Below are 15,826 nucleotides of genomic sequence, written 5' to 3' on the forward strand. Positions count from 1 at the left end.
GTCTCGCTGCCGTCGTGTTCAGCGGTTGCGGTCGGCGCGCTCGGCGACCTCGAGTGCGAGCTGGAACCGCGTCTCGACCCCGTGCGCGTCCATCAAGGCGGCGATCCGACGACGCACCGTGCGCAGCGAGACGCCCAGAACGCGCGCGATGGCCTCGTCCTTCAGACCCTGACGCATCAGGTCGAGCAGTCCGTCGCCGTCGACGTCATCGGGCGCCGGCGCGGCGCCCGCCCAGAGCCGGTCGAACAGTTCGACGAACGCGGCCACGACCATCGGGTCGCGCAGAATGACCCAGTCACCGTCCGACCTGCCCCACTGCGTCGTCGCCAGCGCGGCGTCGGTGCCGAAACACACGAACTCCGAGGGCACTGACGGCGCGACCCGCTGCACTTCACCCACGTCGGCCCAACGCTGCATCCACCCGGCACTGCCGTCGACGGCCGAAGCGACGTAGAGGGTTCGCACTTCACGGCCCGCTTCGACCTGGCCGACCGTGGTCGGGTATTCGGTCGGGTCCCGGTCGGGCGGGTGAGCACGGGTCCGCCGGATCGGCCCGACACTCGACGCGGCGAGTTGCTCGTGCATGGAGGTGAGCAGGGCCCCGTCGACCCGCTCTCGGGTGGGCGGGGTGGATGACGAACGTTCCTGTCCCACGCGGTAATCGGTCGCGAACTGATCGATCGAGTCGCGCAGGCGAGCGAGTTGCTGCCGACGGGTGGCCAGCTTCGCCTCCTCGACCGAAACGACCCGTTCGAGCGCCGCCCTGGGGTGATCCGCGCTGAGCGTCCCGTCCTGGGAGATCCGGACGAGGCGGTGGACGCGCAACTGCTGCACCTCGCGTTCGCCGTCGTGATCGGAGCAACCGAGTTCACGCACGTGGGCCGACAAGGCCCGGCCCGGTGTGCGCAGCACCTGCCGGTAGAGGGCCTCACCGATCGCGTCCACACCCAGAACCGCGAGTCGTCCGTCCACGGACGCCAATCTAACGACGCCGCGCCGGTGTTGGACAATGGCGCAGCCCCCGCTCACGAGAGGTGCCGAATGAGTCTGCTGATCCTCGTCCGCCACGGACAGGCATCCATCACCGGCGACGACTACGACCTGTTGTCGCCGCTCGGCGAACATCAGGCGGGGGTCACCGGGCGTGCCCTGGGCGAGCGCATGGCGCAGCCCGCGGTCATCGTGCGTGGGTCACTGCGTCGCCACGGCCAGACGGCCTCAGGCATCACCGCCGCAAGTGGTTGGTCCTGCCCGGTCGAGACCGATGACCGATGGGACGAGTTCGATCACGACGGCCTGCTGGCCGCTGCCCACCCGGAGTACGCGACCCGGCCCGCGCTGTTGGAAGCCCTTGCTGCGCAAGAGAATCCGGCGCGGGCGTTCCAGGACCTCTTCCTCGCGTCGGTCGACCGCTGGACCGGGGGTGAACACGACGGCGACTATCGCGAGTCCTTCCCCACGTTCGTTCGGCGGGTCCGTGAGGCGGCCACCGAACTGGCCGAGCGACCGGGCACGGCGGTCGTGTCGAGTTCCGGTGGACCCATCGCCGTGCTTGCCGCACTGTCGACTCTTGGTGCGCATGATGCCGGCCCCGAGGTGGCGAAGGCCTGGGGGCGACTGAACGAAGTGGCCGTCAACGGCGCGGTCAGCAAGTTCCTGCGCGGGCGCCGTCCGACGCCGACCCTGCTCAGCTACAACGACCACAGCCACTTCGAGCACGACCGCGACCTCATCAGCTACCGGTAGGAGCGACATGCCTGACGTTCGAGACACGGCCGACTCCCCCGAGGTCGCCAGGCAGCGCTGCCTCGACTTCGCCTCGATGCACTCCGAGGTACCGGTGTACGCAGCGATCGTCGCGGGCATGGCGGACGACCCGGACGCGATCGACCTTCTGTGCCGGGCTGCTCCGGGACAGGCCCGTCCCGTGCTCCTGCTTGCTGCGCTGCATGACTTGGCGATGCGCCGTCCGGATTCACCTGCGGCACACTGGTTCTCCCCCAGGGCACGCCCGGCTCAGGACCCGTGGCCGGATGTCCGACGAGCGATCACCGAGTTCCACGACGAGTTGTCTCAGGTGGTCGCGACCCGGACGACGCAGACGAACGAGGTCAACCGCTCGACTTACGTGCGAGCGATGGTGGCCCGTGCATGTGCCGACCTGCCCGACACCCCGATCACGTTGCTGGAGCTGGGTGCCAGCGCCGGCTTCCTGCTGAACATCGAGCACTATCGAGTGGCAGTCGGGGACGTGGCGTTCGGCCCGCTACATGCCCGAGTCCGTTGTGAGGCCGAAAACCTGGGATCCGCCGTCGAACTCCGTATCCCACCGATCGCACGGCGGATCGGTCTGGACGCCGATCCGATCGGCCCCGACGACATCGACGACCTGCGCTGGTTGCGTGCCTGTATCTGGCCGGAGATGCCTGGTCGGGTGGAACGCTTCGACGCGGCGGTCGAGGGACTGCGCGACCATCCACCGACGCTCGTTCGCGGTGACATGGTCGACGCGCTCCCCGGCGTCATCGAGCGCGGGGACGACCACCTGGTGGTCTTCTCCTCCTGGGCCGTCACCTACCTGCCGCGCGAACGACGTCCGCTGATCGCGCGAACCCTTGATGATGTGGCATCCGCTCGCCCGGTCAGCTGGGTCACCGCCGAGCCGCCGGGTTGCGTCCCAGGCCTGCCCGACGTCCGCGACGACCACGCGGACGCCGACCGTCTGACGGGAACCCACGTCGGCCTGCGGCGTTGGCGCGACGACGCTGAGATCGCACCCGAACTACTGGGAACCGTTCATCCGCACGGGAATTCGATCAACTTCCGGTAGTCCTCACTCGTCCGGGATGAGGTCGACGACCTCGCGTCGCACGACCTTGCCGAGAAGGTTGGTGGGCAATTCCTCCACCTCGACGAAGCGACGCGGCACTTTGTACGCGGTGAGGTGCTGCTTGGCCCATGCGCGCAACTCCTCGTTCGACGGGAGTTCTCCGTCGGCCACAACGGCCGCAACGACCTGTTCCCCGCTGCGCGAGGAGGGCATGCCGACCACGGCCACGTCGCGGATCGACTCATGCTTGCACAGGACCGCCTCGACCTCGATCGGCGACACGTTGAACCCGCCGGTGACGATGAGTTCCTTCAACCGGCCTGAGATCACGAGGTACTCGCCGTCGTGACGGGCAAGGTCACCGGTGCGGAACCAACCGTCGACGAATGCTTTCTCAGTCTCTTCCGGCTGGTCGAGGTAGCCATCGAAGACCTGCGGGCCGCGCACCAGAAGTTCGCCCTCCTCACCCTCCGGCACGTCGCGGGACGGCTCGTCGGGGTCGACGATGCGGGTGTCGGTGTCGGGGAACGGCAGGCCGATCGTGCCCGCCCGGCGGGTCGAGTCGAACGGGTTGCCGACGACGACGGGCGAGGTCTCGGTCAGCCCGTAACCCTCGATGAGCCGTCCGCCGGTGGCCGATTCCCATCGCTGGACGAACTCGGCGGGCATCGACATCGCACCCGACAACACCCACTCCAGACCGCGCAGCGAGACGTCCTTCTTCTCGGCTTCGTCCAGGATCGCCTCCAACAGCGGCGGCACCCCGACGAAGAAGTTGGTGTCACTGCGCTTGATCGCGTCCAGCATCAACTTCGGCTCGGGCGATGGCACCATGCTGATCTGCGCACCGAGGACGAGCGCCAACAGGACACCGACCGTCAGCCCGAACGCGTGGAACATCGGCAGCACCGCAAGGAACCGCTCTTCGCCGAACCGCAGTCCGGTCCAGGCGACACCCTGGTGGCAGTTGGCCAGCAGGTTCGCGTGCGTGAGCGGCACACCCTTCGGGCGACCCGTCGTGCCCGAGGTGTACATGATCACCGCGATGTCGTCCGGGCGCGGACCGGGCTGCCCGAGCGGCAGCGGACCGTGTTCGCCCAGGCTCGCGAACGGTCGCGCGCCGTCCGGCAACGACCCCGCGGTCAGCTTCTTGCGCGACTCCTTGGCCTTCGCGATCGGCAGACGCAATGCCAGCCGCAGCTTCGCCGGCAACGACTTGGTGAGGTCGACCCCGATCACGTGCTCCACCGGGGTGCGTTCACGCAGCGACAACACCGCGGGGACGACGTTGTCCCAGGCCACGACCACCTTCGCGCCGTGGTCGAGGAACATCGGCTCCAATTCACCGGCGGAGTACAGCGGGTTGTGTTGCACGACATGGGCGCCCAGACGGAGCGCCGCGAGCGTCACGACCAGGTTCTCCGGGCAGGTCGGCAACAACACCGCGACGCGCGAACCGTGCTCCACACCGAGGGTGACCAGGCCCATCGCGACGCGACGCACCTCGTCCGCGATCTGCTCATACGTGCGGGTGCGACCGAGGAAGTCGGTGCAGACGGCGCTGCCGCGACGTTGCGCGGAGTCCTCGAACATCTGCGGGATCGTGAGTTCGGGGTAGTCCAGTTCCCTTGGCACCGAGCGCCGTCCGGCGGGTTCGGTCATCGGGTCTGTCTCAGGCACCGTGGTCTCCTCGTCTTCCGCCTTCCGTCATCGGAAAGGCCGCTCCTCACGCTACGAGACGAGCACACGTCCGGACGAGAAAGGTCGAACCTGTCTCACGCGGCGTCAGCCCTCGTGAGACAGGTTCGTCAGGGGTTTCTTCAAAGACCGAGTTCGCGGGCTCCGGTGGCGGACGAGTCGCGCAGGAAGTCGGCGCACCGACGGTGTTCCTCCTCCTCGCCGATCTCGCCGGCCGCCTTCGCGAGTACGGCGAGCGCCCGCAGGAAACCACGGTTCGGCTCGTGCTCCCACGGCACCGGACCCTGCCCGCGCCAGCCGGACTTGCGCAGCGAGTCCAAGCCCCGGTGGTAGCCGGTGCGCGCGTAGGCGTATGCCTCGATCACCTCGCCGTCGTCCAATGCGTCCTCGGCCAATGTCGCCCAGACCAGCGACGAGGCCGGGTAACCGCGTGCGACATCGCGCACGTCGACGCCGTCGTCGAGCTTCTGGGCGGCCGGGTCGACAGGGAGCTTGGTCTCGGGGATCCCGAGCAGGTTCTCGCCGCTCACTTGTGGGTTCCGGCCGAGCCGAGGTTCTCGCAGGCTTCGACGATGCGCTCGGCCATGCCGGCCTCGGCCGCCTTGCCCCAGGCACGCGGGTCGTACTGCTTCTTGTTGCCGACCTCGCCGTCGATCTTCAGCACGCCCTCGTAGTTGCCGAGCATCCAACCGGCCACCGGACGGGTGAACGCGTACTGGGTGTCGGTGTCGACATTCATCTTCACGACCCCGTAAGAGACCGCTTCCTTGATCTCTTCGGCGGTCGAGCCCGAGCCCCCGTGGAAGACCAGGTGGAACGGCTTGTCCGTCGAGGTGTTGAACTCGGCCTTGACCGCGTCCTGGGCCTTCTTCAGCACCTCGGGGCGCAGTTTCACGTTGCCCGGCTTGTAGACGCCGTGGACGTTGCCGAAGGTGAGCGCGGTCATGTAGTAACCGTTCTCGCCGACGCCGAGCGCCTTCGCAGTGGCGATGGCGTCCTCGGGCGTGGAGTACAGCTTGTCGTTGATCTCGTGGGCCACGCCGTCCTCCTCGCCGCCGACGACACCGACCTCGATCTCCAGGACGATGTTCGCGGCCTCGCACAGGTCGAGCAGTTCTCGCGCGATCGAGAGGTTCTCGTCCAGCGGCACGGCCGAGCCGTCCCACATGTGTGACTGGAAGTAGGGCAGACCGCCGTTCTTGACCCGCTCCGTGGACGCCGCGATCAGCGGGCGGACGAAGCCGTCCAGCTTGTCCTTCGGGCAGTGGTCGGTGTGCAGCGCGATGTTGACGTCGTAGTTCTTCGCGACTTCCTGCGCGAAGGTCGCGAACGCGAGCGAACCGGCGACCATGTCCTTGACCGTCGGGCCGGACAGGTACTCGGCGCCACCGGTGGAGACCTGGATGATGCCGTCGCTACCGGCGTCGGCGAATCCGCGCAGTGCCGCGTTCAGTGTCTGGCTGCTGCTGACGTTGATCGCCGGGTACGCGAAACCCTCCCGCTTGGCGCGGTCGAGCATGTCGGCGTACACCTCGGGTGTTGCGATGGGCATGGGGTCTCTCCCTCGTGTTCGTGGGCGAGCGTGGCCTCCTCGCCCTGCTGCCACGAGTCTGGCACGCTGGTGCGCAGCCGTGCCGAGCGGTCCGAAGAGACCCGGCGGCCACACCCCCTCACCGACGACTCCCGAACGGAGCCCGATGTCCCGCCGCCTGGTTGCGAGTTCGCTCGCTGCCGCCCTGCTCGCCCTCGTGCCGAACGCACTGCCTCGATCGGCCGACGCCGCAACCACACCCGGTCTGCGCTGGGCGAAGTGTGCCGACGTGCGCACCCACCAGTGCGTGCGGTTTTCGGTGCCGCTCGACCGCAACAACCCGGCGGCAGGATCGACCACGATCGCGGTGGAGCGTCGGCGCGCCTCGGTGCCATCGGCCCGGGTCGGGGCGATCTTCGTCAACCCCGGCGGCCCCGGCGAGGCGGCCACCGCGAAGGTCGACGATTTCGCCCGCATGCTTGGCCGGAAGGTCACCGACAGGTTCGACATCGTCGCGGTCGACCCGCGCGGAGTCGGCCGGTCGACCCAGGTCTCGTGCACGACCCGTCCGGGCACCTCGACACCGCCGAGTCTCGAACCCGGTTTTCCGGTCACGGTCGCGGAGGCTCGCGCGCAGATCAGCCACGACGACGCCGTACGGGCTGCCTGCCGGCGCACCGGCGGCCCGCTGCTGCACCACATGACCACCGCCGACGACGCCCGTGACATGGATCAGGTTCGGGCCCTCCTGGGCGACCGGCAACTGACCTTCGTCGGGTTCTCCTACGGCACCGTGCTCGGGCAGACGTACGCGGCGATGTACCCGTCGCAGGTGCGGGCGATGGTGCTCGACGGCGTGCTCGACCCCGTGCAGTGGACGGCGGGATCGCGCTCGCGGTACGTGCCGATCGGTGCCCGGCTGCACACCGGCGACGGCGCTTGGGCTGCTGTGCGACAGGCGTACGCACAGTGCCAGCGGGCCGGAAAAGCGAAGTGCGCCAGTGCGGCCCGGGGCATCGCGGAGTGGAACACGGTGTGGAGCCTGCTGGTGAAGTCGCCGCGCACCGTGTGGGGCAGCCGGTTCACCTGGGCGGATCTGGTGACCAACACGCTCTACTCGCTGTACGACCCCGGCACCGTGCCCGGCGCACTCGACGACGTGCACAACCTCTACCTCGCCCTCACCGGCAAGCAGGTCTCTCCCGCTGCGGCAACGGCCACGGTCGACCGCCAGGCGTCGCCGGCGCGGCAGGGCTTCGGGCTGCCCGGCGAGGTGCTCGAAGTCACTCGGCAGGCGGTGATGTGCTCCGACTCGCTCGACCCGTACGACCGGTGGGCCACCTGGCGCGCGGCCGCGGCGACGCGCGATCGCACCCGTGGCTTCGACGCCGCCGGCGCCTGGAGCAGCTCGCTGTGCACCAGCTGGCCCGGTGCGGGCAAGGGCGCCTATCGCGGACCGTTCGACCGGCGTCCGGCCACGCCGATCCTGTTCATGAACGCGCTTTACGACCCGGCGACCTCGATCGTCGGCGCCCGCTCGGCCCACGCGATGTCGCCCGGTTCGCGGCTGGTCACCGGCAACAAGGTCGGCCATCTGTTGCTCAACGACAGCGCATGCGCCACCCGGATCCGCACGAACTACCTGTTGACGAAGGCCTTGCCCGCCCGGGATGTCGCGTGCACCGACGTCCGGCCGCTCTACTGACCTTCTGGGTCAGCAACGAACGCGAGTCGCTGCTCAAGGTCTGACCGCTCGACATCGTTGGCACACAAGGAGATCGCTTCGCGATAGGCATCCCCGGCCTGCGTCGTTCGCCCTGCCCGGGTGAGGAACTCCGCCCGCACCGCGTGCAATCGGTGGTTGGTCGGCAGTTCGGTCAGCAGACCGTCGGCCAACGCCATCGCGGCGTCGAGGTCGCCCGCTTCGGCCACGGCGACGGCCCGGTTGAGTCGCACGACCGGCGACCCGGTGAGCTCTTCGAGTTGCCGGTAGAGGTCGGCGATCGTCACCCAGTCGGTGTCTTGTGCACGGGCGACCCGGGCATGCTCAGCGGCGATCAGCGCCTGCAGCAGGTAGGACGCCGCGACCGGGCCGTCGATCTCGATCGCGGGTGACGTCTCCCGTCCGGTGAGCGCGCCGAGCAGGTCGAGCCCCTCGGCGATCTCGTGCTGGTGCCAGGTCGAACGCTGCTGGTCGGGCAGACGCACCAACTCACCGGCATCGCCCACGCGTGCGTCGCGCCGGGAGTGCTGCAGCAGCATGAGTCCGAGCAGGGCGGTGAGCGACTGGCTCGCCCGGGCAACCGGGCTGCTCGAACGCATCAACCGCACCAATCGGATTGCCTCACCGGCCAGTTCGACCCGCACGAGGTCGGGGCCGCTGCCGGGTGCGTAGCCGGCGGTGAACGCCAGATAGGCGACTTGGGCCACGGTGTCGAGACGTCCGGGCAGCACCCGGGCGTCAGGCAGGGCGAGCGGGATGCCCGCAGCGATGACCTTCTTGCGCGCGCGAGTCAGCCGCGCCGCCATCGTCGGCTCACTCACCAGGAAGAGTTTGGCGATGTCGCCGGTCGGCACGCCGAGCACGAGCCGGAGGGTCAGTGCGGCGCCTGCCTCGGGCGCGAGCGCCGGATGCGCCGCGAGCAGCACCAGCCGCAGCAGCTCGTCACCACGGTCGTTGTCCTGCATGCGATTCCGTTCGTCGATCGCCAGCAACGGCTGCTTGCGGGCGGCTATCGCCTCGGCCCTGACCCGGTCGGCGATCCGGCGCTTCGCGGTCGTCATCAGCCAGCCGGCCGGGTTGGTCGGAGTGCCGTCTCCCGGCCAGACGCGCGCCGCCTGTTCGAACGCCTCGGCCAGCGCGTCCTCGGCGAGGTCGAGGCGGCGCGAGTGCGCGACGAGCAGGGCCAGCAGTCGGCCCCACTCGTCGCGGTGGATCTGTTCGAGCGACATCTACGCCGAGACGTCGATGTCGACGACCGGCCTGACCTCCAGGCTGTAGCAGTCCGGCAGCAGTTCGCACCACGCCACCGCTTGGTCGAGATCGGTCGCCTCCACCAGGTAGTAGCCGCCGATCGTCTCGGTCGTCGTGCCCGGCGGCAGATGCTTCGCCTCGGTGGAGGCGTGCAGTTCAGCGCCGCCGGTGATCTTGTGGCCGCGCTCGACCAGCGACTTGCTGAACAGGCTGTACTGCTCGTAGCCGTGTTTGCGCTCCTCAGCCGTCATCGTCGTCCACCAGCGGTCGGCGTCGCCGACGATCAGCACCATGTACTCGGTCATCTCAGTGCTCCTCGACGTCAGGGTGCGGGAATACGAGATCCTCGGGCTCGTGCGCAAACTCCTCGGGTGCCGGCAGCAGAATCAGATACCTGGCCATGTTCGCTCCTTGTTTCGATGTGTTCTGACATCACCATGACGAACGGGCTCGACGAACATCGACAGCCGCGCGAAGAAAACTCGTTCAGTTTCCCGTCGGGCGGATCTCGCTGCCGCAAACGCCCGTGGCGCCGTGCGCGCCACCGACGATCGACCATGTGCCGACGTGCAGCGTTTGCGAGTGGTGTCACTGCCTGTCCACTGCCCACCCAGCCGGCCCTGGTTTACCTGTGGACAAACCAGCCTTCCGGTTAGGGCTGTGGATACCGACGGGTATCGAATTCTTCTGTCTTTCAAGAGAATTCGCTGTGCAAGTCCTCCCTTCGGGCTCGAACAAGCGTACGATGAAGGTAGTCCGAAAGCACCTTGGGAGGAGGCACCGGCATGACCACCGACGAATCGTTCGAGGCGTTGTCCGAAGGCATGCACGACTCGTATTCGGGTGAAGCTGCCTCCTGCGCCGCAGTGGTGTCGGACGCGTTGGCCGCGGTGACCCGGCTGGCGCAGTTGACCGGCAACCTCACTGATGCCGAACTCACTGCGGCGATGAGATCACTCGCGCTGGTGCACCAACAGACTGAAGCAGCCATGGTGAGCATCGCGTCCGACGCGATCGAGCGTGGTGCGGTGTACCGGTCGACAGCGGCTGATGCGACGCAGTGGGTGCGGCGGCTGTCGACCGGTGAGTCCGCAACTGCGCTCCTGAGTGCCGACACCGTCTCTGCTGCAGGGCCGCTCGTGCCGGTCGACGAACCTGACTCCGCCTCCGCCGATGATGTGGACGAGCCGTGGCAGTGCGGTCTCGAACCCTCCCACGCCTCCCGGATCGCGAAGATCGCCGACGCCGTCCGCTCCCCGCTCAACAAACCATTGGCAGATGCATTGCAGTCGGGTCGGACCAACACCACCATCGCGAAAACCTGCCTCGACAACATCGACAAAATCCGGGCAGTCATCCCGACCGCGAGCCGCGAGGAGATCTACGGCTGGTTGCTCACCCTCGACGTCGGAGCCGGCGCGAAAACCGTCCGGGAACTCACCAAGCGCATCCTCGCCCAGTACGGCGCCGAGGTCCTCGACCAGGCTGAGGACGAGCACCAACGCGTCGAATCACTGTCCTGGTCGGACGAACCGAACGGGATGGTGAGGTTCACCGCCGACCTGTCGCCCGATCATGCCGAACAGTTGAAGCAGGCCGTCGACTCGCTCGCCGGACCATCACCGAAATCAGCGTGTTGCGATGATCCGCACCACCGGCACACCCCGGGCCCCGAGGGCACGTCACAGAAGACGGGTGAGCCCGACCCCAGGAGCGCCGGGAAGCGTCGCGCCGACGCCTTGGTGTTGCTGCTGGGTCTCGGCACCGAGGCCGTCGACGCAGACGGGGAGATCAAACACCGCGGATCCGCCACGTTGGTCGTCACGATCGACTTCCTCGTCCTCGCCGGGATCCTCGCCGGCCTCGGGATCAGCGACACCGGCACCGGCATCACCCCCGACACCGTCCGACAACTCGCCTGCGACGCGAAGATCCTGCCGATGGTCCTCGGATCGAAGAACCAACCCCTCAACATCGGCCGCAAGAAACGCTTGGTGGAAGACGAACTCCGAAGAGCCGTGATCCACCGCGACAAACACTGCACCTACGCCGGCTGCGACCGTCCACCGGTCATGTGCGACGTCCACCACGTCGAATCCTGGTGGGCCGGCGGCAACACCTCGTTGGCGAACAGTGCCCTCCTGTGCAGCACCCACCACCGCATCGTCCACCGCGACCACCTCACCGCCACCGTCACCGACACCGGCGTCACCTGGCACTACGCCCACACCGAGACCGCAGTCGCATAACAATTCCCCTTGGTTCCGAAACGCGCTCGTCCCTCGCGCTCCTCAGCCCAGCGGCAGTGGGGGTCAGCGGCAGGGGGCTCAGCGGCGGTCGGAGGCGACGTACGCCGCGCCCGCGGCGAGCGCTGTGACGGCAGCAACCGAGGGCCACGCGCCGATCTTCTTGGCCAGCGGGTGCGAACCGCCGAAGCCGCCTAGGTACAGAGCGCTCAGCGCGCCGGCGGTGACCGGGCCACCCTTGGCCAGCCAGGTGCGTCCGGCCAGTGCGCCGCAGCCGGCCAACAGCACGCCACCCAGCGGGCGGATGCCGCTCTCGCGGGCGACCAGGAATCCGCCGACCAGTCCCAGCGCCACGACCGGCGCGGTGTGGACCTCGGTCGCGGGCAACAGGCTCATTCCGTTTCGTGCGCTCATGGCTGCACGGTACGACGCGAGTCTGGGCGGGCGATCGGCAGGCTCGGCCGCTGACCCCAGACGTGTCGACGGATCCACGCGTGCATCGCCACCGCCGCCGCCGCACCGGCGTTGATCGAACGGGTGGAGCCGTACTGCTCGATGTGCAGGATCACCTCGCACACCTCGCGCATCGGCGCCGACAACCCAGGCCCCTCCTGCCCGAAGACCAGCACGCACCCGCACGGCAGGTCGTAGGGCTCGATCGGCACCGAGCCCGGCACGTTGTCGATACCCACCAGCGTCAGACCCTCGGCGGCCGCCCAGTCAGCGAGGTCCTGGGCCGTCGGGTGGTGGAACTCGTGCTGGTAACGGTCGGTGACCATCGCGCCGCGCCGATTCCACCGCCGCTTGCCGACGATGTGGAAAGCCTTGGCGTTGAACGCGTTCGCGGTGCGGATCACCGAACCGATGTTGAAGTCGTGCTCCCAGTTCTCGACCGCGACATGGAAGTCGTGCCGGGAGGTGTCGAGGTCGGCGACGATCGCCTCGAGGGTCCAGTAGCGGTAGCGGTCCTCGACGTTGCGCCGGTCGCCGTCACGTAACAACTGCTCGTCGTAGGGCGCCTGCACGGCACCGGAATCGTCGACCGGCCAGTCGCCGGGCCAGGGCCCGACACCGATCTCGTCCTCGACCTGGCTGTCGCCCGAGTTCTGCTGAGACACGCGGCTCAGTGCAGCAGACGCGACAGGAACTGCTGCAGACGGGGGTTCTCCGAATGCTCCAGCACCTGCTCGGGGGCGCCGCGTTCGACGATCTGTCCGCCGTCGAGGAAGCACACCTGGTCGGCCACCGAGCGGGCGAACCCCATCTCGTGGGTGTTGAGGATCATCGTGACGCCCTCCTGCTTGAGTTCGCCAAGCAGATCGAGCACCTCCCCGACGAGTTCGGGGTCGAGCGCGGAGGTGACCTCGTCGAGCAGCATCAGCCGCGGGGAGTTCACCAGCGCGCGAGCGATCGCGACGCGCTGCTGCTGACCACCTGAGAGGTCGTCGGGGCGGGCTTTCGCCTTGTGCGCCAGGCCGACCCGCTTGAGCATGCCCATCGCCGCATCGCGGGCCTCGGCTCGGTCGCGCTTGTGCACACGTACCGGCGCGAGCGTCACGTTGTCGAGCACACTCATGTGCGGGAACAGGTTGTACGCCTGGAAGACGACACCCATCTGGGCACGCACCTTGTCGACATCGACCCGCGGGTCGGTGATGTCGCGTCCGGCGAAGGTGACGACACCGTCGTCGACCTCCTCCAGCAGGTTGATGCAGCGCAGAATCGTCGACTTGCCCGAGCCGGAGGCCCCGATGAGCACGACGCACTCGCCTTCGTCGACGGCGAGGTCGACCAGCCGCAGCACGGTGTGCGCGCCGAAGGTCTTCCGCACACCGTCGAGTTCGAGCAGGCTCACAGCATCCCTCCCGCACCCTGGAAGCCCTGCTTGCGCGCGTACCAGTCGGTGAACCGTGCCATCGGCACCGTGAGGCAGACGAACAGGAAACCGGCGACGACGTACGGCGTGAAGTTGAAGTCGGTGGCGGTGGAGATCTGGGCCGCTTTGATCGCGTCGACCACACCGAGCACCGCGATGAGACCGGAGTCCTTCTGCAGCGACACGAGGTCGTTCATCAGGGCCGGGATGACCCGACGCACCGCCTGCGGCATCACCACGAACCGCAACGTCTGGCCGTAGCCGAGCCCGAGCGACCGGGCAGCAGCACGCTGCGACGGGTGCACCGATTCGATGCCGGCGCGCAGCACCTCCCCGACGTACGCCGAATAGGACAGCACCAGCGCGACGCCACCCCAGAAGATGCTGGTGTCGGGCAGCCCCTGCAGACCCAGCGCCGGCATGCCGAACCCCAGCAGCAGCAGCAACAGCAGCAACGGCAGACCGCGGAACAGGTCGGTGTAGACCACCGCGAACATCCGGAACGGGAAGAACACCGGGCCGCGCAGCGTGCGCATCACCGCAAGCAGCATCGAGCACGCGAGGATGACGACGCCGCAGATGAGCATCACCCTGATGTTCAGCCAGAGCCCGCGCAGCACATCGGGGAACGACTCCTTCGCCTTCTCCCAGTTGAAGAAGGTTTCGTGCACGGCGGACCAGCCCGGGCTGGTGACCAGCAACGTGCCGGCGACACCGAGCACCACGATCGTGCTCAATGTCGCGATGAGCGCGGATCGCCGTTGCCGGCTCGCCCGGTAGGCGGCCCGTTCCCGCTCGACGGCCGACGGGGTCCAGTCGTCCTTGGTCGTTGCTTCGTTCGGGTCAGCGGTCATCGCCGGCTCCCGACGACGACTGCTGGGCGGACGCGGCGGGTCACGACAGCTTCGGCGCGCCCTGCTTGGACAGCCACTCGTCGGCGAGCTGGGTCAGGGTGCCCTTCGACCGCAGCGCGTCGACCGCCTTGGTGACGCACTCAGTGAGGGCAGAACCCTTCGGCAGCACCGCACCGAACTGCTCGGGCTTGTCGGCGGCCTGCAGCTGCCCGACGATCGCGCCCTTGTCGTCCATCTGCGCCGCGGTCATGTAGAACGCGGTCGGCAGGTCGACGACGATGCCGTCGACCTGGTGGCTCTTGAGCGCCTGGACGGCGAGGTCGTTGGTGTCGAAGACCGAGGGGTCCTTGCTCGGCTTGATCTGGTCCTTCAGCGCGGTGTACGAGGTGGTGCCCACCTGCACACCGAGCTTGGCGTTCTTCAGGTCGGCGACCGTCGTCTTGCCGTCGATCGGGCTGCCCTTGTAGGTGATGACGACCTGGGTGACGTCGTAGTAACCGCTGGAGAAGTCGACGGCCTTGCGGCGGTCCTCGCTGATCGAGACCTGGTTGAGGTCGAGGTCGAACGCCTTCGGGCCGGGGGTGATCACGTTGTTGAACGGCACCTTCGCCCAGACCACCTCGGCCTTGGTGTAACCGAGTTCCTGGGCGATCGCGTAGGCGACGGCCGACTCGTACCCCTTGCCGTTGCTCGGGGCGTTGTCGGAGAACCACGGCTCGTAGGCCGGGTTGTCGGTGCCGATCGTCAACTTGCCCGCGGTCTTCGTCTTCAGCGACGCCTTGTCGCAGGACGCCGCAGCCGACGTACCCGAACCGGCCGCCGACGAACTGGTCGAGCTCGACGAATCCGACTTCGGCGCACCGCACGCAGCGAGCAGGACGACCGTGGACACCACACCGATGCGCCGGGCGAACAGGCCGGCGGAGGAAGAACGCACCATGGCCGAAGCGTACGTGGGCGGCGCCGCCCGAATTCGAGCGATTCCACAGATTGGTCACCCGTTCAGTGGCGGCGACACCGCCGATTACGGCGGCTCGCGGGCGACATTCAGGGAACGATCATCCGTCCCCGTACGCTGGTGTCCCGTGATGCATACTTTCGCTCCTGTCGCTCTCGGCCCGAGCTGGATGGACCCTGCGTGGCTCCTCGAGCAGTACGGCGGGGCGTTCTTCTGGATCTCGCTCGCGATCGTCTTCATCGAGTGCGGCCTGTTCTTCCCGATCCTGCCCGGCGACTCGCTGCTGTTCGCGGTCGGCATGTTCTCGGTCAGCTCCCAGGGCATCGGCATCCCGCTGTACCTGTCGATCCCAGCGCTGATGATCGCAGCGTTCGCCGGCAACGTCGTCGGCTACGAGATCGGACGCAAACTAGGTGAACCGCTGTACGAGCGGGACGGGCGCATCATCAAACGCAAGTACTTCGACCAGACCAACGCGTTCTTCGACAAGCACGGCAACAAGGCCCTGGTCATCGGACGCTTCGTGCCGATCGTGCGCACGTTCATCACCGTCGTTGCCGGCGTCTCCAAGATGGACCGCCGTCGGTTCTTCACCTGGTCGGGTGTCGGCGCCGTCCTGTGGGTCGGGCTGATCGTCGGAGCCGGCGCGCTGCTGGGCAACGTGGCGTTCGTGCGCGACAACCTAGAGACCGCCATCCTGATCATCGTGGCGTTCTCGGTGCTGCCGATGATCGTCGAGTACATCCGCCACCGCCGCCAGGCCGAGGCGATCATCGACGAGACCACGGACGCGGCCCGCGACATCGTCACCGGCGATCACAAGAACTGATCGGCGAACGCGCCGAGGCGCCCGGACCGC

At 67.9% G+C, this 15,826-nt stretch carries 16 protein-coding genes; 5 read left to right on the top strand and 11 right to left on the bottom strand.

Features of this window, described 5'->3' with window-relative positions:
- Nucleotides 1-18: 18 nt before the first annotated feature.
- Nucleotides 19-972 (bottom strand): helix-turn-helix domain-containing protein, encoded by a 954-nt coding sequence (locus EU513_RS04365; protein WP_129624662.1) that lies wholly within the window; start codon nucleotides 970-972, stop codon nucleotides 19-21.
- Between the two features lie 69 nt (nucleotides 973-1,041).
- Here EU513_RS04365 and EU513_RS04370 point away from each other — a divergent pair, with 69 nt between their 5' ends.
- Entirely contained in the window at nucleotides 1,042-1,746 is a 705-nt protein-coding gene (locus tag EU513_RS04370) for a histidine phosphatase family protein (RefSeq protein ID WP_129624663.1), read from the top strand.
- A gap of 7 nt (nucleotides 1,747-1,753) precedes the next feature.
- Nucleotides 1,754-2,830, top strand: coding sequence for a DUF2332 domain-containing protein (locus EU513_RS04375; protein ID WP_129624664.1), 1,077 nt, complete (start codon nucleotides 1,754-1,756; stop codon nucleotides 2,828-2,830).
- A 3-nt stretch (nucleotides 2,831-2,833) separates the two neighbouring features.
- On the opposite strand, the gene EU513_RS04380 is transcribed toward EU513_RS04375, so the two are convergent.
- The 3 genes from EU513_RS04380 to fbaA form a co-directional block, all read right to left on the bottom strand.
- Nucleotides 2,834-4,510: an AMP-binding protein gene (locus EU513_RS04380; RefSeq protein WP_205744668.1), complete on the bottom strand. Its 1,677-nt coding sequence runs from the start codon at nucleotides 4,508-4,510 to the stop codon at nucleotides 2,834-2,836.
- A gap of 140 nt (nucleotides 4,511-4,650) precedes the next feature.
- Nucleotides 4,651-5,058, bottom strand: a complete 408-nt coding sequence (locus EU513_RS04385; protein WP_129624665.1) for a DUF3151 domain-containing protein — start codon at nucleotides 5,056-5,058, stop codon at nucleotides 4,651-4,653.
- Nucleotides 5,055-6,080, bottom strand: a complete 1,026-nt coding sequence (fbaA, locus tag EU513_RS04390) for a class II fructose-bisphosphate aldolase (protein ID WP_129624666.1) — start codon at nucleotides 6,078-6,080, stop codon at nucleotides 5,055-5,057. Before fbaA ends, EU513_RS04385 begins: the two co-directional genes overlap by 4 nt.
- Nucleotides 6,081-6,225: 145 nt before the next feature.
- Between fbaA and EU513_RS04395 the strand changes: the two genes are divergently transcribed.
- Nucleotides 6,226-7,764, top strand: a complete 1,539-nt coding sequence (locus tag EU513_RS04395; protein ID WP_168990139.1) for an alpha/beta fold hydrolase — start codon at nucleotides 6,226-6,228, stop codon at nucleotides 7,762-7,764.
- Here EU513_RS04395 and EU513_RS04400 read toward each other — a convergent pair.
- Together EU513_RS04400 and EU513_RS04405 are read right to left on the bottom strand one after the other, a co-directional pair.
- The gene (locus tag EU513_RS04400; protein ID WP_129624668.1) at nucleotides 7,758-9,011 is read right to left on the bottom strand and encodes an RNA polymerase sigma factor; all 1,254 of its coding nucleotides are present in this window, start codon (nucleotides 9,009-9,011) and stop codon (nucleotides 7,758-7,760) included. The genes EU513_RS04395 and EU513_RS04400 overlap by 7 nt on opposite strands.
- A complete protein-coding gene (locus EU513_RS04405) occupies nucleotides 9,012-9,338 on the bottom strand; it encodes a YciI family protein (protein WP_129624669.1) in 327 nt (108 codons plus the stop codon). It abuts the gene before it with no gap.
- Between the two features lie 480 nt (nucleotides 9,339-9,818).
- Here EU513_RS04405 and EU513_RS04410 point away from each other — a divergent pair, with 480 nt between their 5' ends.
- Nucleotides 9,819-11,282, top strand: coding sequence for an HNH endonuclease signature motif containing protein (locus EU513_RS04410; RefSeq protein WP_240795915.1), 1,464 nt, complete (start codon nucleotides 9,819-9,821; stop codon nucleotides 11,280-11,282).
- Nucleotides 11,283-11,360: 78 nt separating this feature from the next.
- On the opposite strand, the gene EU513_RS04415 is transcribed toward EU513_RS04410, so the two are convergent.
- The 5 genes from EU513_RS04415 to EU513_RS04435 are packed head-to-tail and all read right to left on the bottom strand — an operon-like array spanning nucleotide 11,361 to nucleotide 14,949.
- Nucleotides 11,361-11,693 carry a hypothetical protein gene (locus tag EU513_RS04415; protein ID WP_168990140.1) on the bottom strand — a complete coding sequence of 111 codons (333 nt, stop codon included), beginning with the start codon at nucleotides 11,691-11,693 and terminating at the stop codon, nucleotides 11,361-11,363.
- Nucleotides 11,690-12,397 (bottom strand): TrmH family RNA methyltransferase, encoded by a 708-nt coding sequence (locus EU513_RS04420; RefSeq protein ID WP_240795916.1) that lies wholly within the window; start codon nucleotides 12,395-12,397, stop codon nucleotides 11,690-11,692. Before EU513_RS04420 ends, EU513_RS04415 begins: the two co-directional genes overlap by 4 nt.
- A gap of 5 nt (nucleotides 12,398-12,402) precedes the next feature.
- Nucleotides 12,403-13,134 (bottom strand): amino acid ABC transporter ATP-binding protein, encoded by a 732-nt coding sequence (locus tag EU513_RS04425; protein WP_129624670.1) that lies wholly within the window; start codon nucleotides 13,132-13,134, stop codon nucleotides 12,403-12,405.
- Complete coding sequence (locus EU513_RS04430) at nucleotides 13,131-14,009, bottom strand: amino acid ABC transporter permease (protein WP_129624671.1); 879 nt, start codon at nucleotides 14,007-14,009, stop codon at nucleotides 13,131-13,133. Before EU513_RS04430 ends, EU513_RS04425 begins: the two co-directional genes overlap by 4 nt.
- 40 nt (nucleotides 14,010-14,049) lie before the next feature.
- The gene (locus EU513_RS04435) at nucleotides 14,050-14,949 is read right to left on the bottom strand and encodes an ABC transporter substrate-binding protein (protein ID WP_129624672.1); all 900 of its coding nucleotides are present in this window, start codon (nucleotides 14,947-14,949) and stop codon (nucleotides 14,050-14,052) included.
- Nucleotides 14,950-15,097: 148 nt separating this feature from the next.
- Here EU513_RS04435 and EU513_RS04440 point away from each other — a divergent pair, with 148 nt between their 5' ends.
- Nucleotides 15,098-15,796: a DedA family protein gene (locus tag EU513_RS04440; protein WP_129624737.1), complete on the top strand. Its 699-nt coding sequence runs from the start codon at nucleotides 15,098-15,100 to the stop codon at nucleotides 15,794-15,796.
- Nucleotides 15,797-15,826 lie beyond the last annotated feature (30 nt).

It is taken from the genome of Yimella sp. RIT 621 (genome assembly GCF_004146205.1).
GTDB lineage: Bacteria > Actinomycetota > Actinomycetes > Actinomycetales > Dermatophilaceae > Yimella > Yimella lutea.

Coding starts and splice junctions, on each gene's coding strand:
- EU513_RS04410 (WP_240795915.1), top strand. CDS start 9,819: ATGACCACCGACGAATCGTTCGAGGCGTTGTCCGAAGGCATGCACGAC.
- EU513_RS04370 (WP_129624663.1), top strand. CDS start 1,042: ATGAGTCTGCTGATCCTCGTCCGCCACGGACAGGCATCCATCACCGGC.
- EU513_RS04440 (WP_129624737.1), top strand. CDS start 15,098: ATGCATACTTTCGCTCCTGTCGCTCTCGGCCCGAGCTGGATGGACCCT.
- EU513_RS04435 (WP_129624672.1), bottom strand. CDS start 14,949: ATGGTGCGTTCTTCCTCCGCCGGCCTGTTCGCCCGGCGCATCGGTGTG.
- EU513_RS04375 (WP_129624664.1), top strand. CDS start 1,754: ATGCCTGACGTTCGAGACACGGCCGACTCCCCCGAGGTCGCCAGGCAG.
- fbaA (WP_129624666.1), bottom strand. CDS start 6,080: ATGCCCATCGCAACACCCGAGGTGTACGCCGACATGCTCGACCGCGCC.
- EU513_RS04430 (WP_129624671.1), bottom strand. CDS start 14,009: ATGACCGCTGACCCGAACGAAGCAACGACCAAGGACGACTGGACCCCG.
- EU513_RS04400 (WP_129624668.1), bottom strand. CDS start 9,011: ATGTCGCTCGAACAGATCCACCGCGACGAGTGGGGCCGACTGCTGGCC.
- EU513_RS04405 (WP_129624669.1), bottom strand. CDS start 9,338: ATGACCGAGTACATGGTGCTGATCGTCGGCGACGCCGACCGCTGGTGG.
- EU513_RS04415 (WP_168990140.1), bottom strand. CDS start 11,693: ATGAGCGCACGAAACGGAATGAGCCTGTTGCCCGCGACCGAGGTCCAC.
- EU513_RS04395 (WP_168990139.1), top strand. CDS start 6,226: ATGTCCCGCCGCCTGGTTGCGAGTTCGCTCGCTGCCGCCCTGCTCGCC.